The 21,390-nt window shown below is 42.9% G+C and carries 18 protein-coding genes and 2 pseudogenes; 14 read left to right on the top strand and 6 right to left on the bottom strand.

Annotation, left to right across the window (positions count from 1 at the left end):
- The first annotated feature begins 73 nt into the window (after nt 1-73).
- The 7 genes from OCV12_RS19165 (at nt 74) to OCV12_RS19135 (ending at nt 8,061) form a co-directional block, all read left to right on the top strand.
- Nucleotides 74-1,516, top strand: a complete 1,443-nt coding sequence (locus tag OCV12_RS19165) for a CoA transferase (protein WP_261886920.1) — start codon at nt 74-76, stop codon at nt 1,514-1,516.
- A gap of 466 nt (nt 1,517-1,982) precedes the next feature.
- Nucleotides 1,983-3,809 carry a DUF3604 domain-containing protein gene (locus OCV12_RS19160; RefSeq protein WP_176679307.1) on the top strand — a complete coding sequence of 609 codons (1,827 nt, stop codon included), beginning with the start codon at nt 1,983-1,985 and terminating at the stop codon, nt 3,807-3,809.
- A 124-nt stretch (nt 3,810-3,933) separates the two neighbouring features.
- A complete protein-coding gene (locus tag OCV12_RS19155; protein WP_176679306.1) occupies nt 3,934-4,761 on the top strand; it encodes a peptidyl-prolyl cis-trans isomerase in 828 nt (275 codons plus the stop codon).
- A gap of 10 nt (nt 4,762-4,771) precedes the next feature.
- The gene (locus OCV12_RS19150; RefSeq protein WP_239847386.1) at nt 4,772-5,758 is read left to right on the top strand and encodes a HupE/UreJ family protein; all 987 of its coding nucleotides are present in this window, start codon (nt 4,772-4,774) and stop codon (nt 5,756-5,758) included.
- 230 nt (nt 5,759-5,988) lie between these two features.
- Nucleotides 5,989-6,249 carry a hypothetical protein gene (locus OCV12_RS19145; protein WP_261886919.1) on the top strand — a complete coding sequence of 87 codons (261 nt, stop codon included), beginning with the start codon at nt 5,989-5,991 and terminating at the stop codon, nt 6,247-6,249.
- Between the two features lie 13 nt (nt 6,250-6,262).
- A complete protein-coding gene (locus OCV12_RS19140; protein WP_239847387.1) occupies nt 6,263-7,051 on the top strand; it encodes a phytanoyl-CoA dioxygenase family protein in 789 nt (262 codons plus the stop codon).
- 20 nt (nt 7,052-7,071) lie between these two features.
- A complete protein-coding gene (locus OCV12_RS19135; RefSeq protein ID WP_261886918.1) occupies nt 7,072-8,061 on the top strand; it encodes a zinc-dependent alcohol dehydrogenase family protein in 990 nt (329 codons plus the stop codon).
- A 448-nt stretch (nt 8,062-8,509) separates the two neighbouring features.
- Here OCV12_RS19135 and OCV12_RS19130 read toward each other — a convergent pair whose 3' ends face one another.
- The 4 genes from OCV12_RS19130 to OCV12_RS19115 form a co-directional block, all read right to left on the bottom strand.
- Nucleotides 8,510-9,469, bottom strand: a complete 960-nt coding sequence (locus OCV12_RS19130) for a DUF3187 family protein (RefSeq protein WP_261886917.1) — start codon at nt 9,467-9,469, stop codon at nt 8,510-8,512.
- A 322-nt stretch (nt 9,470-9,791) separates the two neighbouring features.
- Entirely contained in the window at nt 9,792-10,103 is a 312-nt protein-coding gene (locus OCV12_RS19125; protein WP_261886916.1) for a glycine zipper family protein, read from the bottom strand.
- A 128-nt stretch (nt 10,104-10,231) separates the two neighbouring features.
- Nucleotides 10,232-11,485 (bottom strand): patatin-like phospholipase family protein, encoded by a 1,254-nt coding sequence (locus tag OCV12_RS19120; RefSeq protein WP_239847391.1) that lies wholly within the window; start codon nt 11,483-11,485, stop codon nt 10,232-10,234.
- An 89-nt stretch (nt 11,486-11,574) separates the two neighbouring features.
- Nucleotides 11,575-13,011: a hypothetical protein gene (locus OCV12_RS19115; RefSeq protein WP_176679300.1), complete on the bottom strand. Its 1,437-nt coding sequence runs from the start codon at nt 13,009-13,011 to the stop codon at nt 11,575-11,577.
- Between the two features lie 385 nt (nt 13,012-13,396).
- Here OCV12_RS19115 and OCV12_RS19110 point away from each other — a divergent pair, with 385 nt between their 5' ends.
- Nucleotides 13,397-13,645, top strand: coding sequence for a hypothetical protein (locus tag OCV12_RS19110; protein ID WP_261886915.1), 249 nt, complete (start codon nt 13,397-13,399; stop codon nt 13,643-13,645).
- A gap of 169 nt (nt 13,646-13,814) precedes the next feature.
- On the opposite strand, the gene OCV12_RS19105 is transcribed toward OCV12_RS19110, so the two are convergent.
- Nucleotides 13,815-14,285, bottom strand: coding sequence for a DUF3299 domain-containing protein (locus tag OCV12_RS19105; protein ID WP_239847393.1), 471 nt, complete (start codon nt 14,283-14,285; stop codon nt 13,815-13,817).
- A gap of 92 nt (nt 14,286-14,377) precedes the next feature.
- On the opposite strand from OCV12_RS19105, the gene OCV12_RS19100 reads away from it, so the two are divergent.
- Nucleotides 14,378-14,749: a hypothetical protein gene (locus OCV12_RS19100; protein WP_261886914.1), complete on the top strand. Its 372-nt coding sequence runs from the start codon at nt 14,378-14,380 to the stop codon at nt 14,747-14,749.
- A 39-nt stretch (nt 14,750-14,788) separates the two neighbouring features.
- Here OCV12_RS19100 and OCV12_RS19095 read toward each other — a convergent pair.
- Nucleotides 14,789-15,304, bottom strand: a pseudogene (locus OCV12_RS19095) (FecCD family ABC transporter permease); the annotation flags it as partial.
- Here OCV12_RS19095 and OCV12_RS24980 point away from each other — a divergent pair.
- From OCV12_RS24980 to OCV12_RS19070, 5 genes and pseudogenes are all read left to right on the top strand, one after another.
- A pseudogene (locus OCV12_RS24980) lies at nt 15,295-15,381 on the top strand (lipocalin family protein); the annotation flags it as partial. The pseudogenes OCV12_RS19095 and OCV12_RS24980 overlap by 10 nt on opposite strands.
- Nucleotides 15,382-15,630: 249 nt before the next feature.
- On the top strand, nt 15,631-16,794 hold the full coding sequence (locus tag OCV12_RS19085; RefSeq protein ID WP_261886913.1) for an efflux RND transporter periplasmic adaptor subunit: 1,164 nt from the start codon (nt 15,631-15,633) through the stop codon (nt 16,792-16,794).
- Between the two features lie 3 nt (nt 16,795-16,797).
- Nucleotides 16,798-19,935, top strand: coding sequence for an efflux RND transporter permease subunit (locus OCV12_RS19080; RefSeq protein WP_261886912.1), 3,138 nt, complete (start codon nt 16,798-16,800; stop codon nt 19,933-19,935).
- 76 nt (nt 19,936-20,011) lie between these two features.
- The gene (locus OCV12_RS19075; RefSeq protein ID WP_261886911.1) at nt 20,012-20,752 is read left to right on the top strand and encodes a DUF1499 domain-containing protein; all 741 of its coding nucleotides are present in this window, start codon (nt 20,012-20,014) and stop codon (nt 20,750-20,752) included.
- 46 nt (nt 20,753-20,798) lie between these two features.
- Complete coding sequence (locus OCV12_RS19070) at nt 20,799-21,359, top strand: ricin-type beta-trefoil lectin domain protein (protein WP_017633198.1); 561 nt, start codon at nt 20,799-20,801, stop codon at nt 21,357-21,359.
- The last annotated feature ends 31 nt before the right edge of the window (nt 21,360-21,390 follow it).

The raw sequence follows: 21,390 nt of genomic DNA, 5'->3' as shown, positions 1-21,390 counted from the left end.
TTCCAGGGGCTTTATCACAAATATAGACTTAAGTAAGCTGATTATCTATCTCAAAAACATCAAAGGTTTATTTATGTTACATGGTCTAGAAAACTTGAAAAAAATGGTCGATATCGAAATATCGTCAGACATTGAAAGTATTGATACGAATTACGAACCGAGCTTAGATGAATTATCACCGTACAGCATGTCGGATAGTTTCTCTTCTTTATTAATGATGAACGGTTTGTTGGTTGCAAATATTTGGAAACACAAAACAGGCGAAGCTCAAACCATCACCGTCGATCATAAAAAAGCGATGGAAATGCTTTATCGCCCTAACTTCCTTCACATCAATGACCAGCCACTCTCGCTAGATGCTTTCAAGCGTTTTGAATCGCTCACTCACAAAACAAAAGATGGATATTTTGAGACCATTACTGCACTGGAGCACTTACACGACAAGACTTTAAAAGTATTGAACTGCCCACCAGAACAGGAAGCTATTGAGGCCGCCTACTTGTCTAAAACAGCGCAAGAGTGGGAAGATATCTTTAATGAGCATGGGTTAAGTGGCACCAAGATTCGAACTCAACAAGAATTTCAAGCGCACCCACAAGGCCAAGCTCTAAGTAAGCTTCCACCAATTCAAGTCAAGGCTCTCGGCACGGGCTCTAAGGTTCCGTTCAGACCAAGCGAAAGACCGCTCAGTGACGTAAAAGTGCTAGACGTTAGCCATATTATTGCCGGGCCCTCAATGTCGACCTTTTTGGCGGAACAAGGCGCTCAGGTTTTGCATATTGCCAACCCTTCCGCCGAGCGTATTACGTCAAACTACCTTGATACTGGCTTTGGTAAACGCAATGCTTACCTGAACTTTAATAAACAAAAGGATCTCGAGACGTTCTATCAGCTGATCACAGAAACTGATGTGTATGTAAATGGCTATGCTCCAGGTCGGCTTCAAGAGAAGTTTGGTTTAACAGAAGAGAAGTTATTATCAATTAACCCTAACTTAATCATCGTAACCAGTTCGGCATTTGGCGAAGTTGGACCATGGGCGAATAGGCACGGGTGGGAAAACATCGCACAAGCGGCTGTTGGTTCAGCCTTTGATCATGGCACCGAGAACCAGCCTATTCTATGTCCTTACGGTTTCATTACCGATTACGGCACTGGCTTAATGGGTTCTATCGGTATTCTGAAAGCGCTTCACAACCGTGCTTTCATTGGTGGTTCCCAACGTGTCAGTGTTTCATTAGCCCAAACTTGCATGTGGTATCAAAACCAAGGTTTGAATTCGAACCCGCGGAATCAACAAAGAAGTCAAAAGAAAGACCAAGAGAACATCGATAAGAAATTCGCCACAATACATAAAGTAATTTCCGGTGGAAACATCAGCGAGAACACCATAAAAACGCCAACGCCATTTGGTGTGATCACTCATTTAAAACCAGTCTTAGAATACTCACGCACACCGGCTTACTGGGATAAACCAACCTCACCTCTAGGCTCAGATTTCCCGACTTGGAAGTAACAATATCTAAGAGGGAATAATATCTAAGAGGGAATAATATCTAAACAATCAGTTGCGAGTTGGCTTTTAGCTTTTAGCTTTTAGCATTTAGAGTAAATCCAAAATAAAGAACACCTTACGTTAGAAAAGCGTCTTGCTTTACTAATGTAAGGTGTTTTTGCATTCACCCAAACAATCAATAAGAGGCCGCCATTCACTATTGCAGCAATGCAAAAGTGAAAACCAATTTCAGATATTTTTCGCCTTTATCCTCTTGATTATACTTCTCCCATCTTAGCGACAACGAGCATTTACAGGCTTGTTCACTATCACGTTGAGTCTACGGAATAACACTTCAGGCCATGTATCTGCCCGACACGGAATGACAAAACATAAGCACTCGTTTTATGTGTGCGGACTTTCTAAACAAACAAGATGTTAAGAAAACCTGCGTACGTTCAGTTCACCCATTTATTAGGTCATTCCTATGAAAAAAATAAACAAATTAGCAAGTTGTGTTTCTGCCATTTTATTATGCAGCAGTATGGCAGCACAGGCAGACATTACGGTTCACGAAAATAAAGAAGCGTATTTCGGTAACTTACACGTCCATACTGGCTGGTCTTTTGATGGCTTTCCGCAAGGCGCAACCTTCAACCCTGAAACGGCGTATCGCTGGGCTCGTGGTGAAAAAATTGTTGATGAAAACGGTAATGTTTTCAAAATCCAAGGTAAACCTCTTGATTGGTATTCAGTGACAGACCACGCCGAATTTTTAGGCGTATTCCAACAAATGGTCAACCCAGAAAGTGACCTTTATGACTTGGACATATCTAAGCGCTTGGCATCAAAAAACAAAGTTGTGGCTTGGGGGGCCTATGCCGACATCTTCGACTGCATGAATAAAAACAGCTGCGATCCTCGATTGGTTGACCCTAAGCTCGCAAAATCATTATTCGCGCAAACAGTCGAGATCACAGACAAATACAACACACCAGGTCAGTTTACGACTTTTGCTGGCTTCGAATGGACCTCAGGCCCTGAAGCTCGCAACATGCACCGTGTATTGATGTTCAGAGATACTGACCACATTCCAGAAATACCGTTTACCAGCTTCGATTCGAAACGACCAGAAGACCTTTGGGCTTGGATGGACAAGCAACGTGAGAATGGCTCAACACTGTTAGCGATCCCTCACAATGGTAACGCCAGCGATGGTTTGATGTTCCCTGTCGATACCAGTTACGGCGGCTCTAAAGTAGACAAAGCTTATGCAGAAACTCGTATGAGAAATGAACCACTTTACGAAATCACTCAGATCAAAGGCACATCAGAGACGCACCCTGAGCTGTCTCCGAACGATGAGTTCGCAGGTTTTGAATTGTGGGATTATCGTTTAGATATGCACGGTCGTCTAACAGACAAACGAGTGGGTGGTTATGCACGCGACGCTCTACTGCGCGGTATTAAGCAAGAAGCAGAAGGTCAAGGTAACCCATACAAGTTCGGTTTCATTGGCGATGCCGATACCCACAACGGAGCAAGCACTTTCCAAGAATTCAACTTCACCGGCAAATTTGGGGTTGAAGTTCATCCAGAAGAACGCATGTACGGTTCACCGGGTAACTCAGGTCGTAACATTGAAGAAATCCGTAAGTTCAGTACGTCTGGTTTAGCTGCAGTTTGGGCAAAATCGAATACTCGAGAAGAGATTTATGATGCGTTAGCAAACAAAGAAGTTTACGCAACAACAGGAACTCGCATGAAAGTGCGAACTTTCGCAAGCTTCGACTACCCACAAGAATTGCTAAAACAAGCAGACTGGGAAGCAACGGCTTACGATGAAGGCGTGCCAATGGGTAGCGACCTAACCTCTGCAGATATTCACGGTAAAACAGCACCAACCATTATAGTCCAAGCTGAAAAAGATCCTGATAGCGGTAACTTAGACCGAATCCAGATCATCAAAGGCTGGGTAAAAGACGGCAAAACGTTTGAAAAAGTCTACAACGTTGCGATGTCTGATGGTCGTGTTGAGAATGAACATGGCAAAGTGCCTGCCGTAGGTAACACCGTGGACGTGAAAACAGCCACCTTCACCAATGATATTGGCGCTGAGTCACTTCAAGCTGAATGGGTCGACCCTGACTTTGATGAATCACTGCATGCGTTCTACTACGCTCGTGTACTAGAAATCCCAACTCCTCGTTGGAGCACATTTGATGCAGTAGAAATGGGCACAACCGTTCCTGAAGAACTGCCAGTTTCTATTCAAGAGCGCGCGTTTACCTCGCCAATTTGGTATACGCCTTAGTCTTATTGAGACTCGTCGAAAACTAAGTTTAACCTAGCTACACAATAGCACCATAGAGCCGCTCTGTGGTGCTATCCACTCAATGGATTTGATGCCCTATTTATCTGTTAAAAAGATTACTTTCATGAAAAATTTAACTGTACGTTTATTGCGCCAACCTCTAATGCATTTTTTCCTAATTGCTGCCGCACTTTTTGCTTACAACCATTACTCCGAACAACAGAAGTTCAATGAGGAGAATGTGATTGTTATTACGGAAGATAAACTTGAGCAAATCCATCTTAAATACGTAAAACTGTGGCGCAAACAGCCTACCCCTCAAGAACTACAAGCGTTAGTTCGTGACTACGCACTTGATGAAGCTTACGCACGAGAAGCAAGAAAAGTCGGCTTTGATACTAACGATGCCGTCATCAAACGTCGCCTCAAACAGAAGCTTCGCTTCATGATTAATGACGTTTCCGTGATGGAGCAACCAAGCGATGAGTCGCTGTATGAGTTTTATCAAGCACACATCGATAACTACAAGAAAGCCGATATCTATAGCTTTGAGTTCATCGCACTGGACAGCACAAACGGAGCAATCAACATCAGTCCAGACTTGATTACAAGTTCGGACTCTAGCGGAAATTATTCAGAACAACCCAATCCGATCGCAGTTTCCAATTGGGATTCTTACGACGTAGATAAACGCTTCGGTTCCAAATTCTTAGAACAGTTGGCTACCCAACCTCTGGATCAATGGTCGTCACCTATCAAAGCGACATCGCAGTATTTCCAAGTGAAAGTGACGAGCAAGACAGAGAATGACTACTTCTCGTTTGATAATGCCAAAGCTCGAGTATTAGACGATTGGCGTATTCAGCGCAATCAAGAAAACCTAGACACTTACGAAAGCAAACTGCTGAACGACTATCAAGTTGTGATGAGCAACTCCGACGCCAACTCTTAAGGAAACCGTGATGAAAAAGCTAATCTCGTTACTTTTCTTATGTTTGATGACCATGTCACTGGGGGCTTACGCCGATGACATGCAATCAGCTTCGTTGCTGATCAAACAAATCGACAGCACGCACTCCGACTTTCTGTGGAAACGCCCAGTAAAAGGCGACAGAACCGTCGACCTTGATATTGTTGTTGATGGACAGAGCCAAAAAGATCACGCCAATATGCTCAGCTCGGTGATACCCGGAGCCTATGTTCAACAATGGACTATCGAGCGAGAGAATGGCTTAAAAGGGTTACAACTCGATATTGATGGTTTAACCAAGTATCAAGTGGATGTGATCGTCCGGATTGAAGATGCCGAAAACAACATCATTTCACGAGTGCTAAACGTTAGTGACCACCAGCTAAAATTGGCTGATGAGTTTAAATCTGACAACGTGATGACGGCGTACGTTAAGTTGGGAATTGAGCATATTCTGGAAGGCTACGATCATCTGTTATTTATATTGTGCTTGATCTTCATTGCGCGAACACCCAAGAAGATCGTAATGACTATTTCTGGCTTCACGATTGCTCACTCCATCACATTGATCATGTCTTCAATGGGTATGATGAACATCAGCATCGCTCCCGTCGAAGCCAGTATCGCGTTGAGCATTGTGTTTTTGGCCTACGAAATCGCATCCAATAAAACTGATAGTCTAACGTTTAAGTACCCGTTATTGGTGTCGTCGAGCTTTGGTCTATTGCATGGTTTTGGGTTCTCCTCTGTGTTAAGCGAAATCGGCTTGCCACATAATGAGGAGCTCATGGCGCTGGTCAGTTTTAATGTCGGTGTCGAAATCGGACAAGTAATTTTCGTTGCGGCGTCTTACCTGTTTATCCAACTCATCACCAAAAAGTTGACGCTGGTTTCTAACACCATGGTGAGAAATTCAATCAGTTACTTTTGTGGCGTCACATCGATGTTTTGGCTAATTCAACGCGTCATCGCTTTTTAAGACCGAACGACTATGCCTAAAACTCACTAGCTTTAACCTTTCAAATCACATAACTAACTGGAAGGTTATGGTTGGGATGGTAAACATTAATACAAAACTCACATTCATTAGAGTCAACCATGAAAAATTTCCTCGGAAATACCAATACCCACTAATGATTTCGATGGTACTTCCAACCATGCTACTCAGCCTGCCAGCCATCGTGGCCGCCAAGAACCTACCACAATACGATGTTTTTTGATGCGTGGATTTTTGCTGCATGGATGGCTGCGATTGGTCAAATGCTACCATCGGCTTTGCTAGTGTTTGCTGTAGTCGCGCCAATCGCCAGGCTATTCGTGACTAAGGTTCTTTTGGAGCCAATCAATAACGAGCGTGTTGAGTGTTATTACGATAACAACAGATTATTCCTCCTTAGTTACTTGGTTGAATGGCACCTGTCTGGCATTATGCGCTCAAGAAATCCGTGGTTATTACGCGGTACAGAATGAACGAAGGTAGTCAGTGGTAGAAAACAGCCAACAATTAAGTAGCCAATACGACGAGCATGGTTACTTTGTTATCAGAAATTATTTCGATGAAGCTCAGATAGCATCGCTTAGAGAAGTCGTGCTCAAATTCCATGAATCATGGAAAGCAGACAACGAAGAGTTCTATCAAGAAGAGGCATTTAACTCATCTTTGATTACAGGCAGCGAGTATCTACCCGCCAACGATAGAACCGTACTGTTTGACTTCATCAGCTCAAAAAAAGTCATGGAAGTGGTCGATGCGGTCATACCGAACAAGCCTGCATTCATGAACACGCAACTGTTCTTCAACCCTGTAAACCCACAACAAAAAGACTTCTGGCATCGCGACTGTCAATACGACTACGACATTGATGACCAAATGAAAGTCATCATGGAAACCCAAGTATTGCACCTGCGTGTACCGATCTTTGATGAGCCCGGAATGGAGCTTATCCCCGGAACACACAAACGCTGGGACAACGAAGAAGAATACAACGTTCGCCAAGAAGTAAATGGAAAGGTAAGCAGCGATAACATCTCTGGCGGTAAACAGATACCGTTAGAGGCGGGCGACTTATTAGTCTTTTCTGCGGATATGATCCACCGAGGTCGATACGGGCTGGATCGTTTAGCATTGGATATTTTGATCTTTGACTCGGCGGCAGACTATGTCGACTACGTTGATGACGACTGCTTACCAACACCAGCGATGCTAAGCAATATTACCGATCCAAGACTGTTTATGAACACGCTACACTTAAAGTCGATGCAGTACTCATAAACCACAAAGGTGCCCGAACCATGACTGACACTAAGCAAAATACCCGAATTAGCCAGTTCCGTTTCGGGCAGCCGAAAGAGTCTCTCAAGCTAGAACATGTCGCTTTAGGCGCAATTGATAAAGATAAGGTGCGAGTACGAATTGAAGCGACCAACATCAACCCTAGTGATCTATTGTCGATTTACGGTGTGGGGCAATACAAACACAGCCACCAGCCACCGAGAGTTCCGGGGTTTGAAGCGGTCGGAAGGGTTGTGGAGTCTGGCCATTCTGAGTTTCCTCTAAACCAGCGAGTGCTTGTAGCTACAAGTGGTACATGGCAGAACTATGTCGATGTGTCACCAGACAACCTCTTCCACATTCCTCAACACCTAGATAATGGCTACGCCTGTCAGTTATATATTAATGCGCTCACCGCGTGGGTGCTGACGACAGAAGTGGCGAAGTTGACCAAAGAAGATGTGTTGATCATCAATGCTGGCAGTTCGGCCATTGGCAAGATTTTCTCTCAGTTGTCGGAATCACTTGGGTTTCAAATCATTACCGTGACGTCACAACCTGAGCGCACTCAAACGACTTCATGTTATGTGCTGGATGCCAACAGTGATTTGGTTGCACAAATTCAGCGACTCGGTTTGCCTCAACCAACTGTGGCCTTCGATGCGATTGGCGGTTCACCGGGAACGGATCTTATCCATACTCTGGGTAATCAAGGCCGCTTTATCAACTATGGCACGCTTTCGCTCGATTTTTATGAACCGCGATTCTTCAAGCACGCAAAAAACCAAGCTATCGATTTCAGTACTTTCTTCTTACGTTATTGGGAAGAGGCTGAGGGGAAAGATGTTCGCTGTGATAAGTTCACAACTATGCTAGATCACTTCATCACAAACGACATAAAACTCGACGTTGACCGCTATCTGCCATTCGATGAAGTTCAAACCGCGATTGATCTCATCGAATCGAAAAGTACGCGGTTAAATGGCAAGATAATCTTGCTTCCGATGTAAACGAATCGTGGGGGGCAGTTGGAGCACATTATGTCTGTCCAATTGATTCAAAGAACGACTAGGCAGTTCAATCTGACTTTCGATGGCATGGCGTTTTATAAACAAGTTAAGTCTCTGTTTGAAAATGCATAGGTGATTGATGAAAAGTATTGCTCGAAAGCAAGCGTGGTAAGGAAATGATGCGTTGCTGCTTCAGCATCATTTGGGGCAATACAGCTCACCGAACCTCTCACTGAGTTTTGCTAAATACATCCAGAGATAAAGTATTGAGATTATCTTCACTGAAAGCCCATTATATCTTACAGAGACAAGCTTTGATTTAGCATTCTACCTGGCAGACTCTCCGCCCAGAGGTGACGTGACACATCACATTAGCTCACTGAACATAAAGAAAATACCGGTCGATCACCCATGATGAAACGCTAGCTTCCTGTTGAGCATATGTTATTTACAAGAAAAATCTCAGTCCTACGGTAAAGTTAATATCCGTTGAATTATCTTTATTTCCCATATTCTCAGTGGTCGATATTTCTACGGCTACCCCCTCAAATGTTCCTCTCAAACCCAGTACAAATTCCTTTGAAGGCTCGGAGAACGCACTATTATCATCCAACACTCCTTGATAATGGTGGTATTCAACGATCATTTCATATTGTTTGAGAAACTGAAGCGAATAACCAGCCGCAAATGACATCGTGGTATTACTTACGGGTATAGAACCCAAAGCAAGATCATTTTTTCTGTGCGTTGCACCTAAGGTGCTAAAACCCGTGTGAACACCTGAATGGTAGGAATAGTTTAACTGCAGACCTTGCTCAAAGCTTATATTTGAAAACTCAGAGTCACCCACATGGTTATAGTAAAGAGAGCCTCCTACGGATAACGCATGTGCACTCGTTTCAAAGAATTGATAAGACAAGTAAGAATGCAAAGCTTTTGCCATAGTCTCACCCTCAAAGTCCTCTATAGCAGAGCCATAAGATGAACCAATATTGAACTGATCATCATCCACTTCATCACGCCCATTTTGCGCTATACCAAAAGTGTTGTGAAAGCCTGCGACTAATGAGTCAAGATGATTATTGCCAGCCCAAGAATACTGCAGCATGATTTCTGCAGAAACCTTGTTGTTTATTGGGACTTGAAAACCACTAAAAACTTGATTTTGATAATAATCGAGTTGGAAGTCATTACTTTGAGCCCAGACACTCGCTATAGATGAAGTAATGAAAACCTCGGTGGTATCGACACTAAATGCACTTCTTAATTGGGTAGATAGAGAAGTCGATTGATAAGGAGAAGTAGCATAAGTTCTTAGTGGTGTTGACGCCACCTGAGCAAAAACAAAGTTATGGTAACTGAAAAGAATTAAAACCAATAAGAGTGCTGCGTTTCGCTTTAATAACACGAGGATGTCTCCGATATTGTCAAATATGGTATTGGATCCATCCGATGGATGTGTGCCTGAAATCTTGAGACTGCTTTGTCTGTTGGATTTTCGTTTTGGTCGGAAGAGTATATTTATTGAGCGAATAGCAATAAACCTCTCGGTTTAGCTTTGACTATTGCATTGAGGCAAAAATCTAGAACGTATTTGAAGGAGATCTGTGGTTATGGTTATGCAACTGTGGGAGCTCTACTCCTTAGAAAATAAGCAAAGCCGCACAGTTAATGAATAGGTTATTGGTAGACGAATAGAAATATGACTTTAAGTCTCTAAAAGGAGCATCCTAGTTCAAGACTTTATATCCTCGGCCGACCATGCACTGCCTCTGCACATTATTGACACCCTCTTCGTGCTGGGCTTGATTGTAAGCAGCTGCGTGTCTATGATGCAGTAACCCTCCAACAACACCAACACCTGCCCCTACTTTTGCTCCATCACTGCCATGCCCACCAGCAATAGCCGTACCTGCCGCACCGAGAGCTGCTCCCCTTGCAGCGGTACCTACGACAGAGCGACCAACTCCCTTAGTTTGCTCTTCTTGAACTTGGGTTGATAATTGCTGGCATTCCAGTAGATCTATGTTGTATTGCTCCATATTGACACCTTTAGTATCCACAATTAAGTTTGCAGAACTGAATGTCGAAAATAGAGACAATGACATTAGTATAATTATCTTATTTTTATTCATGGTATATCACTCTATTTATTTAAATAATTAACACATTATTCATCGTTTAGATTTTTATCTCTTAGCTTTATTTGATGCCCATCTATCAAAGAGGCCGACCATAACGTTCCATTCTGTGCCTTTTCATATCCATATTCGTAAAGTTTGTTCATATACTCTTGGTCAAAAAATAAATCCTCACTTGGTTCGACGTCGAAGTCTTCTTCTATATAACTAAGATACGTATTGGCTTGGGCTTTATTTGTCACATAAACCTCTTTGTACAAATCGCCTCTAGTTTGAGAGAATATCAAATTATTAACACTTCTCTCACTTAGAGAAAATACATTATCTTCTACTTTTTCAAAGTTGTTCTTTAAATACCCATTTCGTATAATATAGATATTAGGTTTTTTTGTTATTCCATAAAGTTCTGATATTTCTTTCAAATCAAAGTCATAAGAGTTAAAAAATAATTGATGAGATAACCCACCATCAACGTGCATTTCTTCATATTCATGTCCATTAGAATAAACAGTAAAATATTGCGGAGGAAAGAACCCTGGAATAGATGAGCTTGCCATTAGTACTTTATGAATAATTTCAATTTTATTAGGTATGTCGCTGTCCGCAATGCGGCCAATGTTCCAAACCATTTGTCGACCAGAATCAAAGTGAGTTGTTCCGATTTGGAGTCGTTTACCCTTTCGGTATTCACGAGCAATGGCTTCAATTAATTTATCATCGTAAGTTTTCTCTATGAATTGATAGAACTTTTTCCCTTCAACCATTGATGTACTGTATAGAGGCCATAGAGCGCTTCTCTTGTCCAAAAGATCTTGGTCATTTAAAGCAAGCATTGCCGTTTTTAATTCATGAATATATTCCCCGCCAACAAATACAAAAGGTGCGGTTAACGCTCCGGTACTAACGCCGGTCACCATAGAAAATTCTGGTAACTTTCCACTGTCATATAGTCCATTAATAATTCCAGCACCGTAAGAGCCTCGTTCTCCACCACCAGAGAGGACTAACACGCTAAATTGGTCGCCCACTATACGCGGAATATTATCTTGGTTTACAATTTCACTAAGCTTAGGGTTATCTCTTACTTCCCGTAGGTACTTAGGTGTTTCATCACCAAAGAAGCGATATGGCTCATCATAAATACTATTAGTTTTAGGGGTGCTAATAATAGAAGCACTCTCATAGTTATCTTCAGTGACTCTTTTATCTATCGAGTGTGTACTTGAACATGCTACTAACACCATTGGTAAGAGCATAACTATGATTGATTTAATTTTTTTCATTGTAATTTCTCAAACTAACAATTTATATTAGATATTATCCATCCAGACTATTAACGCTAAAATTAAACAGAGACTAATCTAGAACAGCTTTAAAATCTTCGATTTAATGTAGATACGAATTGGTGTTTACGATCGCTTACCCACCCATATTCAGCAGATACAGACCAATCCTTATTGAACGTATAATTAGCACCAACCAAACCGGACCATTTATCGACATTACTTTGCTTTACGTTGTAATCTATCCCAACACCTTCATAGGTATAAGTTCCCGTTAGCGTTAAAGTACTATCGATATATGTTGCACCAGTATATAGCGCAATAGATTGGGATCCTTTAACAGGAAATACTTTACCAATACGAGGAGTAATATTAACAATTAAGCCTTCAGCATCATTTTTACGCATATCTGCGTAGGTCGCCGACATCGGTACAGTAAAGAAATAATCATGCCACCCAGTTGCTAGAATAGTTCCGACCGTATAGTTGGTGCCTCTCAGGTCAGCAGTGACGTTATAAAGTGGATCTTTACCCCTTAAACGACATACAAAGGGCTTAAGCCTTCCACTACAGTCTGTTCCAAGTTGCCCAACAAGATCGTCACCACTAAATTGAATACCAAGATCAGCTGTACCACTTATTTTCCCAACCGACCCAAACACATTCATAAAAGGGAACAACCAAGCGTCCAATTTTAATTGGGGAGATTGAGTGTCATTACTGCTGTTGTGAAAGGATACAAAATCAATTGGGTACTTTTTGGAACCGTTGATACCTACATTTAAACCTGTGATGTCCATATACTGGTAAGTATCTGTATAAACGACACTGACCCCGAAAGGCTTAGGCAATGAATAGCCTTTATCAATAACGTTTTGTGCATAAAATGGAAGAGCACGATTCCAATTCTTGGCAGTTGTTGTCTTTTCAACTTCTTTGTTTGCAGTCTGACGATCACCCAAGCCAGTCTCAGTCAGGTCATAGTTGATGGACGTAGACATAACTTGTGCACTTGTCCCCGCAGAAGCACCAGAATAATCGAGTAGATATACTGGAACATCAAGGTCACCATCTAAAATAGTGGCTTTTGATCTTCCACCACTGCCACCAAGGTTAGCATTTGCTGCAAAGGATAAATGCCAGTTACCCTCTTTATAGGCTTCCAACTGTTCCTCAGTATCAAATATGGCAATGCCATCATATTGATGCAGCGCAAGCCCCGCACCTAAGTCATATTTATCGACGTCAATATACGTAACAGTACCATCAGTATTGTTGTATATGGATCCAATCCCTGATGACTTACCTAATATAGGAAGTTGAACCTCAGACATTCGCACAGTCGCGTACCCGTAGGCATATTCCATCTGTTCCGGAACCTCAACATAGTGCTCGCTGATCCTGTTAACGACCTCATTTGAAACTTTGTTTACCTTTTGGCGAGCTTGTTCACGATCAGCCGGAGAGTCAGGAGAACTGCATCCAACCATCAATAGTGTCAATGATATAGTGACTAATTTTTTCATTATTTTTCTTACTGTTAATTACTGATGACACAAGGAATAAGAACGAAGTTTTATTAGATTCAATCTCAAGCAATTCATAGGTGTCTGAAGGTTAAATCAAGGATGAATGAACCCCGCCTAGCCGCAGCCGTCGGTGGTCTTTCAACGCGATCCTTGATTAACGCTTTATTCGATAGTCGATTTAGGGAGAGAGTTTATTTTGTGTGCAGGTTTAGATAAATGGCTCGAAGTCGTTTTGATTATTGCTTGAGTGCAAGAATAAAAAGAATGAAATTTCAGCTACAAGCAACGCAAAAGAATTGAACAAATTCATCAACTACCGCTGCGTGAAATCTTGATAGAACACGAACCTTTCTTCCTTGGAGCGAAAGTTTACGTATCAGGTATGACTATACCAATTGACACGGATGAAGACGGGAATCGCATCTACGAAGTCATGGTTTCTAGCGAGCACGCTACAACCAAATACTCAATCGTTGTGATCGAGCATGACTCCAAGCTTAATGCGATCAATGATAGCCAACTTATCGAGTGCAACTTTAAAAATAGCGACGCTGAAATAACCGAGGCAATCTTGGAAGTCATGGGGGAATTCGTAATCGTAATTACCCCCCCTTGTATTGAAAATACCTAGGATACGACTCACTCTTCAATTTAGAGGAAACTCAAATGCCAGAGACTTGCTCTTCCAAAGGAGAGTAATCCAAACAAAGAAACCTGCCGAAGCAGGTTTTTTTCTATCAGGTCTGTAATAAACCTCTAGCTTCACAATAGTTGACACACTCCCTGCGAACATTACGAGGTTATTCGTATGGCTCAACTTCCAAGCCTTCCAAAGAATATCCCACTCTATTTGCTAACTCGTTAACCGTAACCTCTGCCTTGATGGTCCCACTCACATAAATGACGCTTTGGAATTTTTCTATAGGCATTGGCTCTTTGAATTGCACATAAATGATTTGATTTTCTGGTGGCGGTGGCACATGAATGCACGCACCCGCATAGGGAACGAGTAGGAGCTGCGAGATCGTTTCACCATCAGATTCTAATGGAACAAAATATCCGGCAATCCTAATTTTTCTCTGATTCAACTCAGGGCGAATTGCATGTCTAACTAGAGATTGCTTAGCGGAAGCTTCGCCTCCGAAGTTATATTGCATCGTCTTTTCACTTTCTGGAATAAGGTCATCCCAACTGAGCTCTTCATAGGTACTGGCATTAGCACCGAACGCTGCACCCAATAAAATCAATGTGAAGGCAATAAGTTTTTTCATGATGATGTTCGCTTTCCAATTCTAACTTAACGTTGCGAGCCGATGCTTTAAACAACAACCCACCCAAATCAATTTTAACGACGGCCATTGGAATGATTAATACCTCCAAATACGAATTAAAATTGCAACAGTGCAAGAATGGGAATGACGCTCTTCAAAGAGCAATACAGTTAGAATACAAAGCTCAAACCGAGAGCACACTGAAGAAAGCTGATGAAAAGCAATATGCCAACCCTCCTGCGGAAAGGAGTTGCCAACTTACACATCTGTGGTTGCTAATGTCTCATCGTTGCCTCTCAGAGTGGCAGCTACACACCATCACAAGCCCAAAAGAGGCAGCAGAAGCAAGATCGCAAGATCATCTTGCTTCCGGTTTAGCTTTGCATGGATCTAAGAAGGCACTTTCAACCCCAAGAATAGAGATCGAAAGTGCCCAACTGATTGGAGCTTGGAGCCGTTCCTAAGCTCCATTTTTGATGAGTTTCCCTGATTCAATAAACAAGCTACTTGCGCCAAACAAGATATAAGACAAACAACCCACCTAGCGCCGCTGTCACAATCCCAACAGGCAATTCTTGTGGCGCTAATATGGTTCGACTGACTAAATCCTCAAACAATAAGAGAACCGATCCCCACAAGGCGCTCAAAGGAATAGCTCGCTTGTGAGTCACACCTGAAAACGGTCGAACAAGATGAGGCACCATCAAGCCAATAAAGCCCACCACGCCCGTCATTGAAACAATCGATGCAGTGCAAAACGCACAACAAAGAAAAATCTCACTTTGCAGGCGGTGAACATTGATCCCTAATGAGCTTGTGGTCTGTTCACTCACTAACAAAGTGTCGAGTTCGCGATAACGTTTAATCACTAAAACAATAAGACACAACACGCCAATTAAGGCAAAAATTAAGTTATTCCAACGAGCAAGCCCTAAGCCTCCCATCGTCCAAAATAAAATCGAGCTTGCCGCTCTTTGATCGCCCGAGTAAATCAAAAAGCTCGTAACCGCCCCTATCAGTTCCCTATTGGGAAGGTCCTATTGTGATTGAAGGAACACACTCAGGTACTGGATATATGGAGCTGACGGGGTACTAAATCAATAAAACAAACAACACAAGGTAAGAACTAACACAACCGGAGAACTAATCATCTTAACTTGTTCCTTTTCTTTGTAATCAATAGTAAATACGCACGCTGCCTAAGTTGTTGGGGAAGAGCCTTCATCCTTTTCCAAAGACCTCATAATTTATCAAAACAAAAACCTGAGCCTTAACCCTGCCTTAACCATGTAGCTGCTATTCTTTTTTTATGTTTGTAATTATGCTTCTAGGATAAGGTTTCATTATGTCTCTACCCCACGCGTTAAGATTGCCTTTGGGCCTGCTTCTCTCTAGTTCTTTATTATTGGGCTGTGGCGAACAAGCTATGGAACAACGACCTGCTCCAGGTCCTATTCATGTTGATGTTTTAGACTTGACCCCAACAACACTGCGTTTAACGACCGAGTTGCCAGGGCGAATTGCTGCGTTTAAACAAGCAGAAGTGAGACCTCAGGTAACGGGTATTCTCAAAAGCCGTCTATACAAAGAGGGTTCTCAGGTAGAAGCCGATGAAGTACTTTATGAAATTGACCCAACCACTTATCAATCCAACGTTAATAGCGCACAAGCCCAATTAGCGAAAGCACTCACGAGCGAAGATACCGCTCGAAAAACGGCACTTCGTTATAAAGAACTATTAAGAAAAAAACTGACCAGTCAGCAAGATTTTGATGATGCCGATGCGCTTTACAAAGAAGCTCAAGCTGAAGTCGCGATCCGCCAAGCGGAATTGGATTATGCCAATATTGAACTGTCTTACACCAAAATCAAAGCACCTATCTCAGGTCAAGCAGGCCTCTCTTTGGTATCGGAAGGTTCTTTGTTGACCTCTGAACAGTCTTCTTACCTGACGACAATTGTGCAAACCGCGAATGTTTACGTGGATATGCAGCAATCTTCGTTAGCGATTACCAAAATCAAAAAAGAGTTTGCGACCTTCACCGACAAAGATGCGGAGATTCCAGTAACCATCACGTTAGAAGACGGCAGTGCGTATGACGAAGCAGGCCATTTAGAATTTTCCGATACGCTGGTTTCGGACTCAACAGGTACGGTAACGCTGCGCGCCATTATTCCAAACCCTGACAATACTTTACTCGCAGGTATGTACGTTCGCGCCCATATTTCAATGCCAGAAGCACGAGGCTATCTTGTTGTTCCGCAATCAGCTGTGGTAAGAAGCCAGTCTGGTGAGCCTTCCGTTTTTGTGGTCACCGAAGACAACAAGACAGTAAAAAAATCAGTGGTACTCGGCAATGAGGTCGGCAACGGTTGGGTGGTTAAAGAAGGACTATCTAGCGGTGAGCAAATCGTCATCACTAATATTATCAACATGAAAAATGATCTTGCGGTTGTTGTCGATAGCAGTATAGACAGCGCTGTTCCTGCTTTGGCGAGCGAGGAATAAACCATGTCCTTATCGAACTTTTTTATCAACAGACCAATCTTTGCTTGGGTGATTTCCATTGTCATTATGCTTTCAGGCATTGCGGCTATCGTCTCTTTGCCAGTCGCACAATACCCAACAATTGCACCGCCAGCCGTGACCATTTCAACGTCTTACCCTGGCGCTTCAGCAAAAACAATTGAAGACAGCGTTACTCAGGTCATCGAACAAGGCATGACAGGGTTAGATAACTTGTTATACATGGCGTCTAAAAGTGACTCTTCTGGTAGTGCGAGTGTTACCTTGACGTTTAGCGCAGACACCGACCCCGATATCGCTCAGGTACAAGTGCAGAACAGCTTACAGCAAGTGAGTAATCGCCTGCCGACAGCGGTACAAAATCAAGGTACTTCTGTCACCAAGAGTACGTCAGGTTTTATGTCGGTAACCAACTTATATTCTCCTGACGGCAGCATGAGTGCGGGAGATATTCAAGATTACGCTAACTCAAACATTAAGGACATCTTAAGCCGTGTGAACGGTGTGGGCGAAGTGACTATTTTCGGCCCATCTTATGCGATGCGTATCTGGTTAGACCCTGCAAAATTGAACAGCTATAGCCTGACGCCTGTTGATGTTTCGAATGCAGTATCGGTTCAAAACAGCCAAGTGACCGTTGGACAACTAGGCGGAACGCCAGCCGTTGATTCTCAGTTAATTAATGCCAGTATCACGGCGCAAAGCCTACTAACCAGCGTGGAAGAGTTTGAAGATATCTTAATCAAAGTCGACAGTGACGGCTCTCAAATTAAGCTCAAAGACGTCGCACGTGTCGAGTTAGCCAGTGAAGAATCTTCATCTATTCCTGCTTACATGGGTAAGGACTCTTCTGGTATTGCGATCACCCTTGCTACCGGCGCGAACTCGTTAGACACACAAAATGCGGTTGATGCAAAACTTGAACAACTTTCAAAAGGTTTTCCGGATGGACTAGAACTGGTTAAAACCACCGACAATAACTTATTTATCCGTTTATCCATCAGTGAAGTGGTCAAAACCCTTTTTGAAGCGGTTGGGCTTGTCTTTCTCGTCATGTTGCTGTTTTTGCAAAACTTACGAGCAACCTTGATTCCAACAATCGCCGTGCCCGTCGTACTTCTTGGTACTTTTGGTGTCATGGCAATGCTTGGATTCTCGATAAATACTTTAACCATGTTTGGTTTAGTCTTGGCTATCGGCCTTCTGGTTGATGACGCCATTGTTGTTGTGGAAAACGTTGAACGTTTAATGCATGAAGAGAACCTATCTCCTCTTGAAGCAACCAAAAAATCAATGGGACAAATTACCAGTGCCTTAATCGGTATTACGATGGTGTTGTCGGTTGTATTTATTCCTATGGCCTTCATGTCAGGGTCAACGGGCGTTATCTACCAACAATTCTCTTTGACGATTGTTTCAGCAATGGTGTTATCTGTTGTTGTGGCATTGATTCTGACTCCCGTATTGTGCGCAACGCTTCTAAAGCCTGTCGATAAAACATCGAGCAATAAATTTTTTGCACTGTTTAACCGAGGGTTCGACAAGCTCTCCAGCCAATACCGAGGTTCAGTTAAACACGCTTTACAACGTCCACTGCGCTTCGTTTTTGTTTATCTAATGCTTTTTGCCGGCACGGCTTACCTATACAACGTGCTACCAAGTTCATTTTTGCCAAATGAAGACCAAGGTGACTTCATGGTGATGGTCACCACACCAACAGGGACCACATTACAAAAAACACAAGAAGTGATGTTGGATATCAAAGATTATTTTGAAGAGAACGAATCACATACTGTCGACCACGTGTTTACCGTGTCTGGATTCAACTTTTCAGGCTCTGGGCAAAATGCAGCGATGGCATTCATTGGCATGAAAGATTGGTCAGAAAGGACAGAACCCGGAACCGATGTGGATTCCATTATCGGCCGTGTCATGGGTGAGTTTTCAAATTACAAACATGCACAGATCTTTGCTTTTAGTAGCCCAGCAATTCGAGAACTTGGTACTTCAACGGGTTTTAACTTCTACCTAGAAGACGTGGGGGCTGTTGGCCATGACAAACTGATTGAGTTCAGAAACCAGTTACTGGCGGCGGCGGCTCAAAGTCCATTATTGCAAAGTACACGACCAAACGGCCTTGAGGATACCGCGCAACTATTCCTTGATGTCGACTATGAAAAAGCGAAAGTTCTAGGTCTAGAAATTGATGACATAAACCAGTCATTATCGATTGCTTGGGCATCGTCATACGTGAATGACTTCATCGATCGTGGTCGCTCTAAGAAGGTTTACATTCAAGCCGATGCTGAATATCGCATGACACCAGAAGACCTGAACTTATGGTTTGTGCGTAACAACAACGGTGAGATGGTGCCAATCTCAGCTTTCAGTACTTATCACTGGGGTCAAGGCTCACCACAGTTACAACGTTATAACGGCAACCCTGCAGTAGAAATCGTCGGTGAAGCAGCTTCTGGTTACAGTACTGGTGAAGCGATGGATGAAATCGATAGATTAGCCGCAGAGATTTCAAACGATGTACAGGTGAGCTGGACGGGAATGTCCTATCAAGAGATCGAAGCTGGCAACCAAGCGCCAATTCTGTACGCGATCTCCATCTTGATGGTTTTCCTCTGCTTAGCCGCTTTGTATGAAAGCTGGAGCATTCCAATTGCGATTATTCTGGTGGTTCCATTAGGGATACTCGGCGCACTGGCTGCGATCATGTTGCGAGGGCTAGAGAACGATGTTTACTTCCAAGTGGGCGTTTTAACTACTATTGGTTTAACCGCCAAAAACGCAATTCTGATTGTTGAGTTTGCAAAAGAGCTTTATGAAAAAGGCGTCAACATTATTGATGCAACGGTACAAGCCTGTGAAATGCGTCTGCGCCCGATAATCATGACATCACTGGCGTTTGGACTCGGCGTGTTGCCATTGGTACTAAGTACGGGAGCTGGTGCTAATGCTCGTAACGCGATTGGTACGTCTGTTCTGGGCGGCATGATGGGTGCGACATTATTGGTAATCTACTTCGCTCCGCTATTTTTTGTCTTGATCTGCAAATTGTTCAAATCAGATGACAAAGCAGAAATAGCGAACAAAGCCGAACAGCCAAACTGAGTACTAACAAAATGAGGAGATGATGAGCCTAGGAGTTGCTCATCATTACTCGCTGAACACTTTCAAAGGATAGAAAATGACGAACAGCCGTACCTCTCGTATTGGAACATTATTACTAATCATCGCTTTTTCCGCTGTGCTAGCGGTTGCCGTGATGATCTTTGGGGCGCGTTTGGGCTTGTGGGATCCCATAATTGGCTTTGGCTACATTCGAAATTATCTCAACCCCATCGGCCTCTCTTTGCTCGCGTTAAGTACTCTCGGGCTCATCTACCAATGTGTTACTCGTAATCGAACTGGGGCTATCAAATCTCTAGTTGCAGCATTCATAGGGCTTAGCCTCACCGCGCCAATGATCCATGGCATGATTCACCCTGTGAAACGTGGACCTGCAATTCATGACATTACAACCGATACCACAAACCCACCTAAATTTTTGGTGCTGGATGATACGCGTGCCGGTGCCAAAAACTCTCTGATTTATGCAGGGGAGGAAGTTGCAGCAGTACAGAGGAAGTTGCACCCATACATTAAGCCAATTCCGTCTAGCCTCTCTGCTGAAGATGCATACGAAAAAGCTCTGGATGTTGCGCAGAACAAAGGTTGGGAAATTGTTGCAAGATTTCCTGAAGCATTACGCTTTGAAGCGACAGCTCAAACAACTTTCTTTGGCTTTATAGACGATGTGGTCGTTAAAGTCACACCGATAAACAGCGAGAGCCGTGTCGACATTCGTAGTGTGTCTCGAATCGGTCGCAGTGATAAAGGAGTCAATGCAGCTCGAATTGTAGAGTTCACCGAAAGTTTTAACCAGTAAGCCGTTTTAGTTACAACACCGAAATTTATTAAAGGATGAAATAGATATGAAACTGAAAAATGTAGCCAAAGTCATTGTGGCATCTAGCTTAGTTGCTGCCCCTTCATTTCTCTTTGCAGCAGAGCCGAATGTGCCGACAGAGCCTCCATACATTGTATTAAGTGATAATTTAGATGAGCCAAACGGTTATGGATTTTGTATTGATACCTACGGCCCTGGTCAATCCGAATTAATGCAGACCCACACCTGTAAGCCCAAAGCGCCCGAAGGTTCTCCTCGTAACTATTCTGGTCATGATGTGAGATTTGAATACGACAATGAAACAAATAAGATTCAATCTTATGCGTTTGAAGGGTTGTGTATGCAAGGTCTTTTAGCTAAAGGAAAGAGCGAACTCGCGTTACTAGAGTGCAGCGATGCAAAACACCAAGGTTTTGTTTATAGCGAAAATGATCAGACTATTCGATTGAAAGCGGATTCTAGTTACTGTTTGGCTGTGACATCAGAAACTCAAGAAGCCGGTCCTTGGGTAAAACGTCCACTTGAACTGATTCAGTGTGAGGAAGCAGAGCCAGTTCTAATGAAATGGACGGTCGTATCTAAGTAATACACACTTTTTGGCAAACCTCTTCGTTTCA

It is taken from the genome of Vibrio pomeroyi (assembly GCF_024347595.1).
Taxonomy (GTDB): Bacteria; Pseudomonadota; Gammaproteobacteria; order Enterobacterales; family Vibrionaceae; genus Vibrio; species Vibrio pomeroyi.
The sequence above is the reverse complement of the archived record's forward strand: the minus strand, read 5'-3'. Positions and strand labels throughout refer to the sequence as shown.